Consider the following 18,085-nt stretch of genomic DNA (forward strand, 5'->3'; position numbering starts at 1 on the left):
TGGTCGCCTCTACCCTCGTAAAGCCAGCGTACGTAGGGGGTACCTGTCATTTCTGTCAGTTGTGGCCCCTAAAGCCCCATCACAGAATCGAGCCTCTTTCTCAAGAGGCATCCATCATGAAAGCACGTGTGTTGCTGGCGATCTCACTGCTGCTCGCCGCCTGTGCGCCCGCCCCCAGGCCCCCGCAGCCGAGCGAGCCCTCCATCCCCGCCGCTGGCGTCGCCCTCGACGATTCGTCAATTCAGGACGCCGCCCTGGTGGCCCGACTCAACGTACGTTTCAAGAACGAGGTCAGCAGTTGCCCCAATAACACACCCGCCTACTACTGCTCCGGGGTGCTCCTGAGGACCGTCACCTACAACGCCAATTACAAGTTCTGGACACACAGCGCCGCAGCCACGGCGTTAGGTTCGGTTTCGTTCCATTTCCTTCGCGGCGACCTGAGCACCAGCTCGCTGCCCGGTGGCGTGGGGTTTGTGTTCAGTGACTCCACCACGGCGCAACAGGCCAACAAGCCCTACACCCTCCGTTGCGTGTACCCGTTCATTGCCGGTATCCAGGGGCGCCCCAGCAACGGCTGCGGCTTCGCCACCACCGCCGCCAGTGAGGTGAAGGCCAAAGCTGGCGCCATCGAGACTAACCAGGGCAGTTGCGCAAGCCTGAACCCGCCCGCGGTCACCGGGCCCTTATGGCTGGCCAACTTCGCCAAATATGGCCACGACACCCGAAATCAGTGCTCACTGAACGCCAGTACCAGCGAGTTCAGGGCAAGCCTTGAGGGGCACCAGGGCGGCGCTGAAAAGGCCGCCTGGGCCAACGAGGTCGTGGTGCAAACGTGGGACCCGAACCAACCGGCGAAACTGCCGATCGAAGCGTTCTTCTACGATGCCGCCTCCCCCGCCTCCCAAACCTATGCGCTGCGCTTGCAAAGCGATTACCAGGCCGCCACCGGTACCCTGGTGCCCGTGCTCAAGTTGGACATGAAGGCGGCCGACCGCAACGTGTTCCTGCTGCCCACGGGCACCGGCAGCGGCGGCCCGGGGGTGGCCGCCGAGCTCAATCGGCGCTTCAACAAGTTGGACAACACCTGCAACGGGCAAGCGGCCTTCTATTGCGACGGCGTGATGATTCGCATGACCACCTGGGGGGCCGGCTACAAGGTGTGGAACCCCAGCCCCACCTCGGTGACGCTGGGCGGGGTGTCGTGGAGCTACCTGCGCCGCGACCAGGGCATCACGGAGCTCGCGTGGGACCAGGCTTTGTCTGAAGGGCTGATTTTCAAGAACTACAACGCCTCGATCCGCGACCAGGATTATTTCATCACCTTGCTGTGCTATTTCCCGACCGACGCGGCGAGTATCTACCGCGCCAACAGTGGTTGCGGCGCGCACCCAAGTTACCCCACGCAAAGTGTTTTCTGCACGACGTTGGGCATAGACACCGCAGCCAAATGGGCCACGCATTATCATGCCGTCGCCGGCTCAGGCCATTTCAGCGCGCGTAATCAGCACCAATGTGGGTTCGCCAGTACCCCTGCGTACTTTGCGCTGGGCCTGAACATACGCCCTTACTTCCAGATCGCTGCTGACAGACGCTTCCATAACGAAGTGATGCTGCGCACCTGGCCGCAAAACATACCGTCCAGCCTGCCGATCGAAGCGATTTTCTATCACATCAAAGGTACCCGCGGTACAGGATTGGCCGGTGCCCAGAACATTCAGCGAGACTTCAAAGCCGCCACCGGCAAGTTCGTTCCCGTGGTGCGTTTTTCAATCAGCCAGACCACACCCTTCACATACGCTGCCGGCGACCAGGCAGTGACCCCCTGACGGCCCCGCTCGCCCCGGCGCAGCATCGCTACGCCGGGGCACTGCCAGCCCTCGAAAAACCCTTGCCATACACCAAAAAATACCGACTGGCAATCCTGTCAGTTCTATCAGTATCGCCCCACCTGGCATCAGTTTTAAATGAGCGCTCAACCATTGCCCCCCGGAGCCATCCCGATGAAGCCCTCGCTGAAAGCAGACTCCTCCCTGGTACTGCCGCTGACCGTCGACCCGATCATCACCGTCGAGCCCTGGCCCTTCATTGCGCCCGGCCAACGGCTATGGCTGCAGGTATCAGGGCGCGCCAACGGCGTCGCCGTGACGCTGCCCGTGGTTCTGGGCACCGGCGTGCTGCCCGCCGAAACCAGCGTGGGGCTGTACAAGCCCGCCAACCGCAGCTGGTTCAACGACCTGGACAACAACAGCGACGTGATCATCACCCTCAAGGTAAACATGGATGGGCAACCCACCTCGCCCGAAAACTCGGCGCTGGTATTTCCCGCCAGCGATCCCATTCACATCACTCGCAACGACCGTGTGCTGGGCCGCGTGGCCATTCCCAAGGCCTACAACAGCACGGCAACCCAGTTGTACCTGCGCATGGGCGATCTGTATAACGATGACTTCCTGGAGGTCCAGTTGCCCCTGGCCACCTCGCAAGCCAGCGATCGCTATAAGTTGATCTGGAAAGGTCATGTCACCTGGGAGTCGGACCTGCTGCCGGTCATCAGCCCTGGCGTCAAGGTGGTGCAAGTACTGCGGCGCGAGTTCGTCGACATCATCGGCAGCACGGCCGAGGTCAGTTACCAAGTGGTGGACGCCAATGGCACGATTCACCCCTCGGCGACCACGCTGGTCAGCGTGGATGCTTATCCGGGCTTCGTGCTGGGCGCGCCGCGCATCTCGGATCGAAATGTCACCGTGCAATACAATGGCCAAAGTAGCCGCCATACGGTGCAAGTGACGGCCCTGGGCAATAGCGTGTGGCGCAGCAGCATCGAACCCATGCCCGACAACCCCAACCACTGGTTGACCGTCAGCTTGGGCACCGCCTGGTACAACGAGAACATCGGGCGCCTGGTGTCGATCAATTACAGCATGGCCCGCAATGACGGCAGCGCCCCGCAACTGATGTTTTCGCGCTACCTGCGCCTGACACTGCGTTGAGGTGCCCCATGCCCGCCTTCACTTGCAAGCGCTTGATGACGTTGATGCTGGCCGCCACCTGCAGCGCAGGCACCCCGTCATGGGCGGCGCCCCCCGCACCGCGGGACCTGGGGCCGGACACGGCGGCCGACCTGCAATACCGCTACGATAACCAAGCCCAAAACTGCAGCCCCACGGCACCCGCGTTCCTCTGCTCCGGGGTGTTGCTACGGGTGACCACCGCGCTGACCCAACAGGCGCCCTGGGACCCCGTGCTGCCCAACAACTACGGCCTGTCGTTCTCGTACCTGCGCCAGGACGCCAATTTCAGCGCATTGACCGGTGCTGGCGTCAACGGCTTCATCGTCTACCCGGTCATGCAGCAACCTGCCAACAAGCTTGAGATTGAGGTGCTATGTGCCTTCCCGGTCGCCGCCGGTACCGAGCGGCGCAGTGACGCCGGGTGCGGGGCCAATTCAGACTACCCGACCGACAGCGGCCGCTGTGATCAACAGAACATCACCGACGCCTCGGCGTGGCTGGCTCATTACATGGAGGTAGCCGAGCAACAGCGCGGCTATCATCAGTGCGGATTCAGCGTCAGCGCGGCGGACCGCCCGCAATCGGTCGCCTACTTCAATGCATTCCTGCTGGCGCATCGCTTTTTGCAGACTGCAGCGTTCAACGAAGTCCGCCTGGACACCTGGCCCACTCACAGCGCCGGCACGTTGCCCCTGCAGGCGTTCTTCTACCTGGCCGGCAGCAGCTCGGGCCGCAGCCAAGCCATGCGTGATCAGGAAGCCTTCAAACTGGCGTCGGGCGGCATGGTCAAGCCGGTGATTCGGTTAACCTTGCCCAGCAATATCAATGGCCGGGCCCTGTTTGAGTACTCGACGGCCGACCAGCACGCCACGCCCATTCCCGACCCGAGCCCTGCCCCGTACCCACGTCAAATCACGCAGCGCTGCGCAAAATACATCAGCCGGGCGAGCTGGTACACACAAGCGGGCGGCGACGCCTTGGCGGTGACCCCGACCGACTGCGCACGCAACAACTTGCCGGCCACTGACCATGCCTTCGCGGCAGATGAATTGTTGCGCGATTGGGGTAACGACCGCAGGTACATCAACGCAAGCGGGATGCGCAATCAGTACCTGTGCCACCTTAAAAATGCGCCGACACAAGGTACTTGGGACCTGGAACCGTGGCGCCCGGACGTAGGCCTGGCCCGCACGGAGGCGGCCTTTTGCAACCCCAACCCGAGCGGCACCTCAGACCAATAACTTCTGGATCTGCGCGCCCAGCGTGTCCAGGTCGAACGGCTTGGCCAGGATCGGCACTCGCTTGGCGAGCTCGCTGCCGGTCTCGCGGATTTCCTGGGGGAAGCCACTGATAAAGATCACTTTCAAATCCGGACGCAGCATGAGTGCCGGCTCTGCGATCTGCACACCGGAAATGCCACCAGGCAGGCGAAAATCGGTGACGATCAGGTCCAAGTGGGGTTTGCTGGCCAGTACCTCGAACGCTTCCTCGCCATTCTTGGCCTCCAGCACACGGTAACCTTCACCCGACAAGTAAGCGGACAACACCATCAAAATCGAAGGTTCATCTTCGACGATGAGGACTACGTCTTGTGCATCTGAGCTCATGGTAATGCCTATGTTCTTCTATTAGCTGCCCATACGACCGTGGCCTGCGGCAGAGGTTGCCTACCGTTCAGCCAATCTTCACAGTGGCAGGCTGACGCGAAAAAGCGAGCCTTCGCCCAGTGCGCTTTCGACACTGATCACTCCGCCGTGAGCCGCCACGATCTGCTCGGAAATGAACAACCCCAGGCCCAGCCCCGCCACCACGTGGTTGGCCGATACCCGTTCGAACTGCTGGAAAATCCGCTTCTGGTTCTCCTTGCCGATACCGATCCCATGGTCGCGAACTTCCACGTGGGCCTGCCCCTTGAGGGCGTACACCGCCACCTCGATCGGGCCCTTGCCGCCATAGCGCAAGGCATTGGAAATCAGGTTGGACACCACCTGCTCGATGCGAAACTCGTCCCAGGTGCCCAGCACCGGCGTGTCGGCGCGGTAATGCAGTTGGCAATCGGCTGCCGCCACCTGGGGCGCGAAGTTGTCCAGCAAGTTGCTCACCAACTGCACCAGGTCGAACTCACTGGGGCGGATCGACAGCTTGCCGGTGCGGATGCGCGACACGTCGAGCATGTCTTCGATCAGGCGGATCAGGCTCTGGATCTGCCGTTCGTCACGGTCGACCATGCCGCGCATCTTGTCCAGGGTGAACGCATCGGCGTTGTCCCGGGCCAGGTGCAACTTGCGCAACTGGGTTTCCAGGATCAGGCCGTTAAGCGGCGTGCGCACTTCGTGGGAGACGATGGACATGAAGTCATCGCGCATGCGCACCGCGTGCTCAAGCTCGCTTTGGGTCGCCTGCAGGCGCTTGAGCAAAACCTCCTGCTCCTGGCGGCTGCGCTCCAAGGCCTCGAGCTGCTCCTTGAGGGCCTTGCGTTGGCAGTACAGGTCGACGAACACGTTGACCTTGCTCTTGACCGCGTGGATTTCCAGCGGCTTGTGCAAAAAGTCCACGGCGCCGCTTTCATAGCCTTTGAACGCGTAGTTCATCTCGCGCCCGGCCGCACTGACGAACACGATGGGGATGCTTTTGGTTTTCTCCGTGCTGGCGCATCAACTCGGCCAGCTCGAAGCCGTTCATGCCCGGCATCTGCACATCCAGGATGGCCAGGGCAAACTCGTGCTGCAGCAACAACGACAGTGCCTCGTCGGCCGAAAGTGCCTTGTGCACCTCCCGGTCCGGGCCCTTGATCAAGGCTTCGAGGGCCAGCAGGTTTTCCGGCAGGTCGTCGACGATCAGCAGTTTGGCGCGTATGTGACTTAGCATGTGCTTCGTTCCAGCTCGGCGAGCAATAAGCCTATGCCGTTCAATGGGAGAATATGGTCTGGGCGCCGCAACTTCAGCGCAGCCTCGGGCATGATCGCTACCCGCGCCTCGGCGGGGTCCTGGACAACGGTCAGACCGTGACAGCGGCCAATGGTTGCCAGCCCCTTGGCGCCATCTTCGTTGGCGCCGGTCAACAGCACGCCAATCAGCCCGGCGCCGTAGGTGTCGGCCGCCGATTCAAACAGCATGTCGATCGCGGGGCGCGAATAATGTACCCGCTCCTCCTGGCTCAAGGACAGGCTGCGGTCTTGCTCCACCGACAGGTGATAACCGGGGCCGGCCACGTAAAACATGCCCGGCACGATGCCCTCCTTGTCGCGCGCTTCCTTGAAAGGCCGGTGCAGGCGCCGCTCGAACACCTCGGCCAAATGGCTGTGGCGCTCTTCGGGCAAGTGCAGCACGGTGATCACCGGCAAGGAAAAATCCCGCGGCAAGGCGCCAAACACACGCAGCAACGCCTCGACCCCGCCTGCCGACGCCCCCACCACCACCGCCTGATAACCACCCGATGCAGGCTTGGCTTTCATAGTTTGCGATAGATCCGTTCGTGTTTGACCAGCGCCTCGAAGTGGCCGCTGTAGCCAGAAAAGTCCAGGGTCTCCTTGCTGCCCAGCACCAGGAAGCCGCGGTGGCAGAGCGACTCATGGAACAGCCCGAAGGCCCTATCCTGAAGGTTTTTATTGAAGTAAATCAACACGTTGCGACATGAAACCAACTGCGTCTCGGAAAACACGCTGTCGGTCGCCAGGCTGTGGTCGGCGAAGGTCACGTTCTCGCGCAGGCTGGAGTCGAAAATCGCGTTGCCGTACGCCGCCGTGTAATAGCTGGCAAATGACTGCTGGCCACCGGCACGCTGATAGTTCTCGGTGTAGGTGCGCACGCTTTCCATCGAGTAAATGCCTTGCTTGGCTTTTTCCAGCGACTGCGGGTTGATGTCGGTGGCGTAGATGATGGTGCGCTCCAGCAACCCCTCCTCGCGCAGCAGGATGGCCATGGAGTACACCTCTTCACCGGTGCTGCACCCGGCAATCCAGACCTTGATCGAGGGATAGGTGCGCAACAGCGGCACCACTTCGCGGCGGATCGCCAGGAAGTGTTCGGGGTCGCGGAACATCTCGCTGACCGGGATCGTCAGGTACTGCAACAACTGCATGAACGCAGTGGGGTCGTGCAGCACCCGCTCCTGCAGCGCCGAAATGGTCTTGCAGTCCATCTGAGTCAGGGCGTGATGAATCCGGCGCTTGATCGAAGCCCCGGAGTAGTCACGAAAATCGTAGCTGTACTTGAGGTAGATGGCCTCGATCAGCAAACGGATTTCGATGTCGGTGTTACGCTCGGCGGTCATGCTTGCACAGGTTCCTGCACTAAATACGCTCCAGCTGTGGCAACCACACGCGGATCAGGGAAAACAGCCGGTCAAGCTCGATGGGCTTGGCCAGGTAGTCATTGGAACCGGCCTGCAGGCAGCGCTCCTGGTCATCTTTCATGGCCTTGGCGGTCACGGCAATGATCGGCAGTTTGCGCCAGCGCGGGTCTTTGCGGATCTCGCGGGTGGCCTCGTAGCCGTCCATTTCCGGCATCATCACGTCCATCAGCACCAGGTCGATGTCTTCGACCTCGTTGAGCTTGTCGATGGCCTCGCGCCCATTGCGACCGATCTCGACGATGGCGCCCTTGTGCTCCAGGGCACTGGTGAGGGCGAAGATGTTGCGCACATCGTCGTCCACCACCAGGATCTTGCGGCCCTCGAAAACCTTGTCGCGGCTGCGCGCGGTCTTGAGCATCTTTTGCCTTTCCTGAGACAGCTGCGATTCGACTTTGTGCAGAAACAATGTCACTTCATCGAGCAAGCGCTCAGGTGAGCGCGCGCCTTTGATGATGATCGAGCGCGAGTACTTGAGCAGTTCGGCCTCTTCGTCCCGGGTCATGTTGCGCCCGGTGTAGACGATAACCGGCGGGAAGGCGCAGATCTCTTCGGTGGACATGCGCTTGAGCAGGTCGTTGCCCAGCATGTCCGGCAACTTGAGGTCGATGATCATGCAGTCGTAGACGTTCTCGCGCAGCAGGTCCAGCGCCTCTTGGGCCAGGCCCACGGCGGTGATTTCGATGTCCTCGTCGCCAATCAGGCGGGCGATGCTTTCGCGCTGCAGGTCGTCGTCCTCCACCAGCAGGATGTGCTTGAGCTTTTGGGTCAGCTTGGCTTCAAGCCGCGCGAACACGTTTTTCAACTCCTCACGGGTGGTGGGCTTGACCGCATAACCCACCGCGCCCATGTGCAAGGCCGCCTCGACGCGGTCTTCGACGGAAATCACGTGCACCGGGATGTGCCGGGTGGCGGCCAGTTCCTTAAGGCGCTGCAACACCGTCAGGCCGGAATGGTCCGGCAGGCGCATGTCCAGCAATACCGCGTCGGGAATGAAGCGCGCAGCCAGGTCGAAGCCCTCGTCGGCACCATGGGCCACCAGGCAGCTGTAGTTCAGCTCGTGGGCCAGGTCGAACAGGATGCGGGCAAAGCTGGGCTCGTCCTCGATCACCAGGATGCAGCGCTTGTCGAACGGCCCCTTGTCGCGGTCGTCCGGGAAGCGCGGGATGAGCACCTCCGGCAGCGGCGCGACGACTGGCGCGCTGACGGCCGCAGGCTGGTACTGGGCAATCACGGTGGGCGCCGGATGCACGTGGCTAGGCTCGGCCTCGATGTAGCGCAGCGGCAATACCAAGGTGAACTCACTGCCCTTGCCCAGGCTGCTGCTGACACTGATGTAGCCGCCCAGCAGGTTGGCCAGGTCGCGGGAAATCGACAGGCCCAGGCCGGTGCCGCCATAGCGGCGGTTAGTGGTGCCATCGGCCTGGCGGAAGGCTTCGAAAATCGCCTGCTGCTGGTCGGCCGCCACGCCGATGCCGGAGTCGCGCACCCGGAAGGCAATGCCCTCGCCCGGCTGCTCGGCCACGGTCAGGCTGACCTGGCCCTTCTCGGTGAACTTCAGCGCGTTGGACAACAAGTTCTTGAGAATCTGCTCCACGCGCTGGCGGTCGGTGAAGAGCATCGCCGGGGTGCCGTCGAGCAGTTCCACGCTGAAGTCCAGGCGCTTGTCGGCGGCCAGCGGTTCGAACATCGTGCGCAGGCCGTCGACCAGGCGCGCGGTGCTGGTGTTTTCCGGGCGCACGTCAAGCTTGCCGGCTTCCACCTTGGAAATATCGAGAATGTCGTTGATCAGGTTGAGCAGGTCATTGCCGGCCGAGTAGATGGAATCGGCGAACTTGACCTGCTCGCTGGTCAGGTTCTGCTCGGCGTTCTCGCTGAGTAGCTTGGCCAGAATCAACGAGCTGTTGAGCGGCGTGCGCAGCTCGTGGGACATGTTGGCAAGGAACTCGGATTTGTATTTGCTGGAGCGCTGCAGCTCTTCGGCGCGCTCCTCCAACTGCACCTGGGCGCGGTTGAGTTCGGCGTTTTTCTTGTCCAGGGCATCGCGTTGCTCGGCCATGGCGTCGGTGCGCTCGGCCAGTTGCTCGTTGGTCTGCTCCAGCTCCGCCTGCTGGGTTTCCAGGAACGCCTGGGACTCCTTGAGCACCCGCGACTGCTCTTCGAGCTCTTCGTTGGCCGTTTTCAGCTCTTCTTGCTGCACCTGCAGCTCTTCGTTGAGCTGCTGGGTTTCGGCCAGCACTTCCTGCAGGCGCTGGCGATAGCGCGCCGCCTCGATGGAGGTGCCGATGTTGCCCGCCAACAGCTCCAGCAGTTCAGTGTCGCGCTCGCTGAGTGGGCGCAGGAAGCCTAGCTCGACCACGCCATTGACCGCGTCCTCATCGCGCGTGGGCATGATCAGCACGCTGTGCGGCATGCCCTCGCCCAGCGCCGAGCTGACCTTGAAATAGTCGTTGGGCACATCGTCCAGGCGCATCAGGCGCGCGGACTGCACGGCTTGGCCCACCACCCCCTCGCCGTGCTGCAGGGTCAAGCCATAGCTTTCCTGTTCGGCCGAGAAGCCGTAGCTGGCCACCCGGCGCAGGGTGCCGTGCTCTTCGCGCACGTAAACCGCCGCAACCACACTGCCCAGGTAACCGGCGAAAAAATGCAGGATGTTGCGCCCCAGCAATTGCAGGCTCAATTGCCCCAGCACCTGCTCGGCCAATTGGGTCTGGCCATTGCGCAGCCAGGCCTGAGCCTCCAGGCGCTCGGCACTGCGGCGCTGGGCCTCGATGTTTTCACCGTACGTGGTGGAAAGCGACAACATGTCCCGACGGCCAAAATAGGCCAGCAGGCCACTGACGATCAGCACGAACAGCACATAAATGGTAATCGACACCGCAATCGTCGTCTTGACGTCTTCGGCACGTTGCACCCTGAAGCCCTGCTCCATCTCGATGAAGGCATTGAATTCAGTGCGCACTTCATCGGTCAGGCGCTTGCCGCGCCCAGTTTGCACCACCGAGCTGTAGTCACCAGTGTCACGCTTGAGGTCGATCATGCGCTGCGAGTAGGCAATCCACTCCTTTTGCAAGGCCATGATGCGGGTCAGGCGGTCGACCTGGCGCGGGTTGTCCGCCACCAGTTCCTTGAGCGCCGGCACTTCGGCCGCCAGGCGTGGCTTGGCCAGCTCGAAGGGGTCCAGGTAATCCTCTTTGCCGGTCAACAGGTAACCGCGCATGCCGGTTTCCATGTCGATGGACAGCTTGACCACTTCATTGGCGTTGTTGATGACCCGGTCGGTGTGCTCGACCCAATCGATCACCGACAACAGGTAAACGATGATACCGACGAAGAACACACCACTGAGCAGCCCCACTCCCAGGGGCAGGCTGACGTTGCGGGTGAGCAGCTTGCGAAAGCTTTGCTCATCAGTTGAGGCGGGTTTGCTCATGTCCATTGGCCCTGGTGGTGTGGTCAAACCGAAGAGTTTGCCGGATTCCTGAGTAAAAGGTCTATTTTTCCTACACGCGTTTGAAAAACGCGCACAATGACGGTCTAGAATGGGTTGCAGCATTTGGCCAGCAGGCTGGGTGATATTTTCAGCGTGCAAGGAACTTTGAGGGCCTCGCCATTTACTCATACAAGACCCGAAGCGCGAATGCATCGTGCTTTCCACTGCCCCAGGACCCGACCCATGTCTAACCCAGCCGCTACCATTCTTGTTGTCGAGGACGATGCCATCGTGCGCATGTTGATCGTCGACGTGCTCGAAGAGCTGGAGTTCACCGTGCTTGAAGCCGAGGACGGCCCTGCTGCCCTGCAGTTTGTTAACGATCAGGCCCAGGTGATTGACCTGATGATGACCGACGTAGGCCTGCCGGGCATGGATGGCAAGGAGTTGGCGTTTAAAGCCCGCGAATCGCGCGCAAGCTTGCCCGTGCTGTTTGCCAGCGGCTATGCCGAAAACATCGACGTGCCGGCCGGCATGCACGTCATAGGCAAGCCATTCTCCATCGACCAATTGCGTGACAAGGTCAAAGGTGTGTTGCAACTGCAAGCGGCAAGTTGAAAGCGCCACGTAAAAGCACAGGGGGCCACACTTGAAGCTTTCGGCGTGAAGCTTCAAGCTGCGCCCTTTTTGCATCAGAGACGTTTTCCCATGCCCGCCCCTCGCACCCAGGTCCTTGTCATCGGCTACGTGTGGCCAGAACCCCGATCCTCTGCGGCGGGGTCGCACATGATGCAGTTGCTCCAGGCCTTCCTCGACCAAGGCTGGGCCGTGACGTTCGCAAGCCCCGCGCGTGCGGGCGAGCACATGGCCGACCTCGCGGCGCTCGGCATCGAGCAATGCGCCATCACCCTCAATGACGAAAGTTTCGACACCTTTGTCCGTGCACTGGCGCCACACATCGTGCTGTTCGACCGGTTCATGATGGAAGAGCAATTTGGCTGGCGCGTTGAGCAGCAGTGCCCCAATGCCCTGCGCGTGCTCGAGACCTGCGACCTGCACAGCCTGCGCGAGGCCCGTCATGTGCTGCTTAAGGCGCACCTCAGGCACGCCGACCAACAGGATGATCTAAGCGAGCTGTTCAGCCTGCAGCACCCGCAACTGTTCGCGCACATGGCCGCAGCCGACGTCAGCCAGCGGGAAATCGCCGCCATTTACCGCTGCGACCTGTCGTTGATGATTTCCGATGCCGAGTTGCAACTGCTCAACCACCAGTTCCAGGTGCCCGCCAGCCTGCTGCACTGGTGCCCGCTGATGCTCGATACCGCCCCGCGCCCGCTCAAGGCCTTTGGCCTGCGCGAGCACTTCCTCAGCATCGGCAACTTCCGCCACGCACCCAACTGGGATGCCGTGCTGTGGCTCAAGAACAGCCTGTGGCCGCTCATCCGCCAGCAGTTGCCCAAGGCCCAGCTACACGTCTATGGCGCCTACACCCCACCCAAGGCCACGGCCTTGAACAACCCAGCCCAGGGCTTTCACGTGCGTGGCTGGGCCGAAGATGCCTTGCAGGTGATGGAGGACGCCCGGGTGGCCCTGGCGCCGCTGCGCTTTGGCGCTGGCATAAAAGGCAAGTTGGCCGATGCAATGCTGTGCGGCACCCCCAGCGTGACCACGGCCATTGGCGCCGAAGGCATGCAAGGCCCATTGCCGTGGCCCGGCAGCGTGGCCAGCGATGCCCAGGCGCTGGCCGATGCGGCCGTGCGCCTGTACCAGGACCAAGCGCTCTGGGAGCAGGCGCAGACGGCCGGAAACACACTATTACAAAGCCGCTACCACGCCGGCACACACGCCAGTGCCTTGGTTGAACGTATTGAAATGCTGCGAAACAGCCTGGAACAGCATCGAACCCACAATTTCACGGGGGCGATGTTGCGCCACCACCATCACAAGAGCACGCAATACATGGCGCAATGGATCGAAGCGAAGAACAAGGCGTTTTGAAAATTGGATCCAAATGAAATTTCCGACTACAATAGTTGTGTAATCTGACCCTCCGTTCCTCCCTAAAGGCCTTCATTCCATGTTGAAATCCTCCGGAAACACGGTCTACGACACACAACTGATGCTCAAGCTTCGCGAGTTGGCGCCTAAGCTTAAACCCGCCTTGCGGGCCAACGCCGAGTTTATCCTGCGCAACCCGCTGCGTTCCGCGACCCTTAACATCGAAGAAATTGCCAAGGAAACCCAAACATCCACGGCCGCCGTCAACCGCCTGTCCAATGCACTGGGCCTGGAAACCAAGGGCTTCACGGGCTTGCGCAAGGCGCTGGTGGAAAACCTGCTGGAACTGTTGTCGCCGGTCGATAAGGTCCACGCCGAGCTGCTGCACAACCCGGAAAAAGGTTTTTGCCTGGAGCAGCAGGTGCGCCTGAGCAAAGGTAACCTGGACGCGGTGCTCAACAACAACGATGACCAGACGTTCAGCGCCATGGGCGAGCAACTCAGCCAGTGCCAGCGCGCGTTCGTGCTGGGCTGCAGCACCAGCCACCACTTGGCGCTCATGGCCTCGGACCTGTTGCTGGCGCATTGTCGCGATGTGCAAGTCATCAACCCGCAAGCCGACGCCGAGCAGACCGCTTATCGCCTGGCATCCATTGGCCGCAGCGACGTATTGCTGGTCATCGACCTGCCGCCCTACTTCAATGAAACCCAGGCCTTGGCAACGTTTGCACGCGAACAAGGCGCGACCGTGCTGGCGATCAGTGATTCGCCCGCCTCCAAACTGGTCGACATCGCCACCCACTGCCTGTTCGCATCCACCTTGCACCCGGTGCTGGCCCAGTCACGCGTCGCCGTGCTGAGCGTGATCGAAGGGCTGGGTGCCGCCCTGCGCATGCGTCACCAGGCGCCGGTCAATGACGTTGCTGAACGTGCCAGCCAAGTGCTTAGCCAGTTGAACACCGGTGCGAGGGCCGCCCACTAAGCAACGTGCAAGCACTGCACTGCAGATTGCGCCGCGCCCTGGCTTTTCATTAAGCTCAAGGAACCTGGCCAATAACAATAAGTGGCAGCGTCATGACGCGACACAGCAAGCTGAGCGACCCCTCCTATGAACTGATGGACGACCACGCGGGGTTGTCCATCATCTATCGCCAGCACGGGTTTCCCTGCCCCCTGGTGCGCTGGCATTTCCATAAGGAATACGAGCTGCACCTGATCATCGCCAGCGCCGGCAAAGTGTTCATCGGTGACTACATCGGCAACTTCACCCCGGGCAGCCTGTTCCTGACCGGGCCCAACCTGCCACACAACTGGATCAGCCAGGTGGCGCCGGACGAAGTGGTGCCCAAGCGCGACATGCTGGTGAACTTCACCGACCAGTTGTTTGAAAGCGGCCACCAGGTATTCGCCGAACTCAAACGCCTGACGCCCTTGCTGGAGCGTGCCCGCCACGGCATCGAGTTCCGTTGCCGGCACACCATTGCCCAAGCCATGCCGTTGATGCAGCGCATCGCCGACCACCAGGGCATTGCCCGCCTGGGCTACTTTTTGATCCTGATGGAACTGCTGGCCGGCTGCGAGGATTACCAACTGCTGTCGGGCACCACCGCGCAACACTTGGGTGAGGAACACAACATCGACCGCACCAACCGCGCCGTGGATTACATCTTTGCCCACTATGGCCGCGACTTGACCCTGGAAGAAGTGGCCGAACACCTGGGCATGAAACCCACTTACTTCTCCCGGGTGTTCAAACACGCTACCGGGCGCAGTTTCGTCGAGTTCGTCAACCGCCTGCGCATTAGTAAATCGTGCGAACTCTTGGCCGACGGGCACAAACCGGTCACCGATGTCTGCTTTGAATCGGGATTCAATAATATCTCCAACTTCAACCGGCGCTTTCAGCAGTTGAAAGGCATGACCCCTTCGCATTATCGGCGGCTGGTGGAGCAGCGGCCGGGGTAAATTCGACGTAACCGGCTTGAGTGCAAGAAAGTATCAGTTTTTCTATCAAACAGGATTTGTACCGGCGCGCGTTCAGGTCTGTAATCAGCACAGCAAACAAAAACAATAACCAGGCTTCGGCCGCTCAAGGGCGCCGAAGAGGAGTGCGCGATGTCGACCCCAGCAAAAATCCTGCTTGCCGCCTCAGGCCTGTTGGCCTGCACCACGTTCAGTACCTTGGCCCTCGCCGCTGATACTTTGACCATCGCCACGGTCAACAACAGCGACATGATCCGTATGCAGCGCCTTTCCAAGACCTTTGAAAGCGAACACCCGGACATCAAGCTCAATTGGGTGGTGCTGGAGGAAAACGTACTGCGCCAGCGCCTGACCACCGACATCGCGACCCAGGGCGGGCAGTTCGACGTGCTGACCATTGGCATGTACGAAGCCGCCCTGTGGGGCGCCAAGGGCTGGCTTGAGCCGATGAAAGACCTGCCGGCCGATTATGCCCTGGACGATGTGTTCCCCTCGGTGCGCGAAGGCCTGTCGGTGAAAGGCACCCTGTACGCCCTGCCCTTCTACGCCGAAAGCTCGATGACCTACTACCGTACCGACCTGTTCAAGGCCGCCGGCATCGAGATGCCCGAACGCCCCACCTGGACACAGATGGCCGAGTTCGCCGCCAAGCTCAACAAGCCTGACCAGGAGCAATACGGCATTTGCCTGCGCGGCAAGGCCGGCTGGGGCGAGAACATGGCGCTGATTACCACCGTGGCCAACAGCTTCGGCGCGCGCTGGTTCGATGAAAAATGGCAACCGGAATTCACCGGCCCCGAATGGACCAAGGCGTTGACCTATTACGTCGACACCATGAAAAAGTACGGCCCGCCGGGCGCGTCCAGCAATGGTTTCAACGAAAACCTGGCGCTGTTCAACAGCGGCAAGTGCGCGATGTGGGTCGACGCCAGCGTGGCAGGCTCCTTCGTCACCGACAAAACCCAGAGCAAGGTCGCCGACCACGTGGGCTTCACCTACGCGCCTCACGAGGTGACCGACAAGGGCTCGGCCTGGTTGTACTCCTGGGCACTGGCGATCCCCACCAGTTCCAAGACCAAACCCGCCGCCAAGGCCTTTGCCGCCTGGGCCACGTCCAAGCAGTACGCAGCGCTGGTGGCCGACAAAGACGGCGTGGCCAACGTACCACCGGGCACCCGCGCCTCGACCTATAACGATGCTTACATGAAAGCTGCGCCGTTCGCCAAAATTACCCTGGAGTCGCTCAAGTCGGTGGACCCGGCACACCCAAGCGCCAAGCCTGTGCCCTACATCGGCATCCAGTTGGTGACCATCCCCGAGTTCCAGTCCATCGGCACCTCGGTGGGCAAACTGTTCGCCTCGGCACTGACCGGTGGCAGCACGGTGGAAAAGGCCCTGGCCGATGCGCAACAGACCACCGAGCGCGAGATGAAACGCGCCGGCTACCCCAAGTAATCGCATAGCCAGCCCCGCCGCCCGCGCATTTCGCCGGGCGGCCCCTGCGATCATTCAGGTACGCACCCATGAACACCCATACCGCCAAGGCGCATCTGGAGCTTCCCAGCGAGCCCGGAAAAAGCCGCCTGCGCAACCCCGGCTGGTTTCTGGTCAGCCCGTCGGTCCTGCTGTTGCTGTTGTGGATGATCGTGCCGCTGGGCATGACCGTCTACTTCTCGCTGATCCGCTACAACCTGCTCAACCCCGGCGAAAATCAGTTCGTGGGGCTGGAGAACTTCACCTACTTCGTCACCGACTCGGGCTTCTTGCCGGGCGCGGCCAATACCTTGTTGCTGGTGGGCAGCGTGCTGCTGATCAGCGTGGTGTTCGGCGTGCTGATCTCGGCGCTGCTGGAGGCCAGCGAGTTCTTCGGCCGCGGCATCGTGCGGGTGCTGTTGATCTCGCCGTTTTTCATCATGCCCACGGTGGGCGCGCTAATCTTCAAGAACCTGATCTTCCACCCCGTGTCGGGCATCCTCGCCGCCCTGTGGAAGCTGTTCGGCGCCCAGCCCATCGACTGGTTGGCGCACTACCCGTTGCTGTCGATCATCATCATCGTGTCGTGGCAATGGCTGCCGTTCGCCATCTTGCTGCTGATGACCGCCATGCAGTCCCTGGACCAGGAACAGAAAGAAGCCGCGCGCCTGGACGGTGCCGGTGCCCTGGCAATTTTCTGGCACCTGACCCTGCCGCACCTGGCGCGCCCCATCGCCGTTGTGGTGATGATCGAGACGATCTTTTTGCTCTCGGTGTTTGCCGAGATTTTCACCACCACCAACGGTGGCCCCGGGTTTGAGTCCACCAACCTTGCGTACCTGATCTACAACCAGGCGCTGGTGCAGTTCGACGTGGGCATGGCCTCGGCCGGCGGCTTGATCGCCGTGGTCATCGCCAACATCGCTGCGATCATCCTGGTGCGGATGATCGGCAAAAACCTCACCGACCAGCCTTGAGGGCCGCGCCATGACACTTCAACAAACCCGCAGGCTGCAAAGCCTCTGCCTGGGCAGCCTGGCCTGGATCATCGCGCTGGTGCTGTTTTTCCCGATTTTCTGGATGATCCTCACCAGCTTCAAGAGCGAGATCGACGCGTTCGCCACGCCGCCGCAGTTTTTCTTCACGCCGACGCTGGAAAACTACCTGCATATTCAAGAGCGCAGCGATTACTTTCACTTTGCCTGGAACTCGGTGTTCATCTCGTTCACCGCCACCTTGCTGTGCATGCTGATCGCAGTGCCGGCAGCGTACTCCATGGCTTTTTATGAAACCCAGCGCACCAAGCAGACCCTGCTGTGGATGCTGTCCACCAAGATGCTGCCGCCGGTAGGCGTGCTGATGCCCATCTACCTGTTGTGCAAGGGCATGGGCCTGTTGGACTCACGCCTGGCGCTGATCATTATCTACACCCTGATCAACCTGCCGATCGTGGTGTGGATGGTGTACACCTACTTCAAGGACATCCCCCGCGACATCCTCGAAGCCGCCCGCCTGGACGGCGCCACGCTGCTGCAGGAAATGGTGCGCGTGCTGCTGCCCATCGCCAAAGGCGGACTGGCGTCGACCCTGTTGCTGTCGCTGATCCTGTGCTGGAACGAAGCCTTCTGGTCGCTGAACCTGACCAGCTCCAACGCCGCGCCCCTGACCGCCCTGATCGCCTCCTACTCCAGCCCCGAAGGCTTGTTCTGGGCCAAGCTGTCGGCCGTGTCGACCTTGGCCTGCGCGCCCATCCTTATTTTTGGCTGGATCAGCCAGAAACAACTGGTGCGCGGCTTGTCGTTTGGTGCCGTGAAATGATCCCACTGAATATTC

General features: G+C 61.3%; 14 protein-coding genes and 1 pseudogene. 10 read left to right on the forward strand and 5 right to left on the reverse strand.

Going from position 1 to position 18,085, the window contains the following annotated elements; all coding sequences use genetic code 11:
* Positions 1–116 precede the first annotated feature (116 nt).
* The 3 genes from L9B60_RS00205 to L9B60_RS00215 all read left to right on the forward strand — a co-directional run bounded on the left by L9B60_RS00205 (position 117) and on the right by L9B60_RS00215 (position 4,255).
* Complete coding sequence (locus L9B60_RS00205; RefSeq protein WP_249674967.1) at positions 117–1,829, forward strand: hypothetical protein; 1,713 nt, start codon at positions 117–119, stop codon at positions 1,827–1,829.
* Positions 1,830–2,003: 174 nt separating this feature from the next.
* Positions 2,004–2,993 carry a hypothetical protein gene (locus L9B60_RS00210; protein ID WP_249674968.1) on the forward strand — a complete coding sequence of 330 codons (990 nt, stop codon included), beginning with the start codon at positions 2,004–2,006 and terminating at the stop codon, positions 2,991–2,993.
* 8 nt (positions 2,994–3,001) lie between these two features.
* Positions 3,002–4,255 (forward strand): DUF2599 domain-containing protein, encoded by a 1,254-nt coding sequence (locus L9B60_RS00215; RefSeq protein WP_249674969.1) that lies wholly within the window; start codon positions 3,002–3,004, stop codon positions 4,253–4,255.
* Here L9B60_RS00215 and L9B60_RS00220 read toward each other — a convergent pair.
* The 5 genes and pseudogenes from L9B60_RS00220 to L9B60_RS00240 form a co-directional block, all read right to left on the reverse strand.
* Entirely contained in the window at positions 4,244–4,621 is a 378-nt protein-coding gene (locus L9B60_RS00220; RefSeq protein WP_249674970.1) for a response regulator, read from the reverse strand. The two genes, L9B60_RS00215 and L9B60_RS00220, sit on opposite strands and share 12 nt — an antisense overlap.
* Before the next feature lie 78 nt (positions 4,622–4,699).
* Positions 4,700–5,882 (reverse strand): annotated as a pseudogene (locus L9B60_RS00225) (hybrid sensor histidine kinase/response regulator).
* A complete protein-coding gene (locus L9B60_RS00230; RefSeq protein WP_249674971.1) occupies positions 5,876–6,469 on the reverse strand; it encodes a chemotaxis protein CheB in 594 nt (197 codons plus the stop codon). Before L9B60_RS00230 ends, L9B60_RS00225 begins: the two are co-directional and overlap by 7 nt.
* Positions 6,466–7,287 carry a CheR family methyltransferase gene (locus tag L9B60_RS00235; RefSeq protein WP_249674972.1) on the reverse strand — a complete coding sequence of 274 codons (822 nt, stop codon included), beginning with the start codon at positions 7,285–7,287 and terminating at the stop codon, positions 6,466–6,468. Before L9B60_RS00235 ends, L9B60_RS00230 begins: the two co-directional genes overlap by 4 nt.
* Before the next feature lie 19 nt (positions 7,288–7,306).
* On the reverse strand, positions 7,307–10,798 hold the full coding sequence (locus tag L9B60_RS00240) for a response regulator (RefSeq protein WP_249674973.1): 3,492 nt from the start codon (positions 10,796–10,798) through the stop codon (positions 7,307–7,309).
* Between the two features lie 243 nt (positions 10,799–11,041).
* Between L9B60_RS00240 and L9B60_RS00245 the strand changes: the two genes are divergently transcribed.
* The 7 genes from L9B60_RS00245 (at position 11,042) to L9B60_RS00275 (ending at position 18,070) form a co-directional block, all read left to right on the forward strand.
* Positions 11,042–11,416 carry a response regulator gene (locus L9B60_RS00245; RefSeq protein ID WP_249674974.1) on the forward strand — a complete coding sequence of 125 codons (375 nt, stop codon included), beginning with the start codon at positions 11,042–11,044 and terminating at the stop codon, positions 11,414–11,416.
* 90 nt (positions 11,417–11,506) lie between these two features.
* Positions 11,507–12,796 carry a glycosyltransferase gene (locus L9B60_RS00250; RefSeq protein ID WP_249674975.1) on the forward strand — a complete coding sequence of 430 codons (1,290 nt, stop codon included), beginning with the start codon at positions 11,507–11,509 and terminating at the stop codon, positions 12,794–12,796.
* A gap of 79 nt (positions 12,797–12,875) precedes the next feature.
* Positions 12,876–13,778 carry a MurR/RpiR family transcriptional regulator gene (locus L9B60_RS00255; RefSeq protein ID WP_249674976.1) on the forward strand — a complete coding sequence of 301 codons (903 nt, stop codon included), beginning with the start codon at positions 12,876–12,878 and terminating at the stop codon, positions 13,776–13,778.
* Positions 13,779–13,870: 92 nt separating this feature from the next.
* Entirely contained in the window at positions 13,871–14,761 is an 891-nt protein-coding gene (locus tag L9B60_RS00260) for an AraC family transcriptional regulator (RefSeq protein WP_249674977.1), read from the forward strand.
* 150 nt (positions 14,762–14,911) lie between these two features.
* Positions 14,912–16,234 (forward strand): ABC transporter substrate-binding protein, encoded by a 1,323-nt coding sequence (locus tag L9B60_RS00265; RefSeq protein ID WP_249674978.1) that lies wholly within the window; start codon positions 14,912–14,914, stop codon positions 16,232–16,234.
* Between the two features lie 68 nt (positions 16,235–16,302).
* Positions 16,303–17,229, forward strand: coding sequence for a carbohydrate ABC transporter permease (locus L9B60_RS00270; RefSeq protein WP_249674979.1), 927 nt, complete (start codon positions 16,303–16,305; stop codon positions 17,227–17,229).
* A 10-nt stretch (positions 17,230–17,239) separates the two neighbouring features.
* Positions 17,240–18,070: a carbohydrate ABC transporter permease gene (locus L9B60_RS00275; RefSeq protein WP_249674981.1), complete on the forward strand. Its 831-nt coding sequence runs from the start codon at positions 17,240–17,242 to the stop codon at positions 18,068–18,070.
* Positions 18,071–18,085: the final 15 nt, after the last annotated feature.

Origin of the sequence: Pseudomonas abieticivorans (genome assembly GCF_023509015.1) — a bacterium.
Classification (GTDB): Bacteria; Pseudomonadota; Gammaproteobacteria; order Pseudomonadales; family Pseudomonadaceae; genus Aquipseudomonas; species Aquipseudomonas abieticivorans.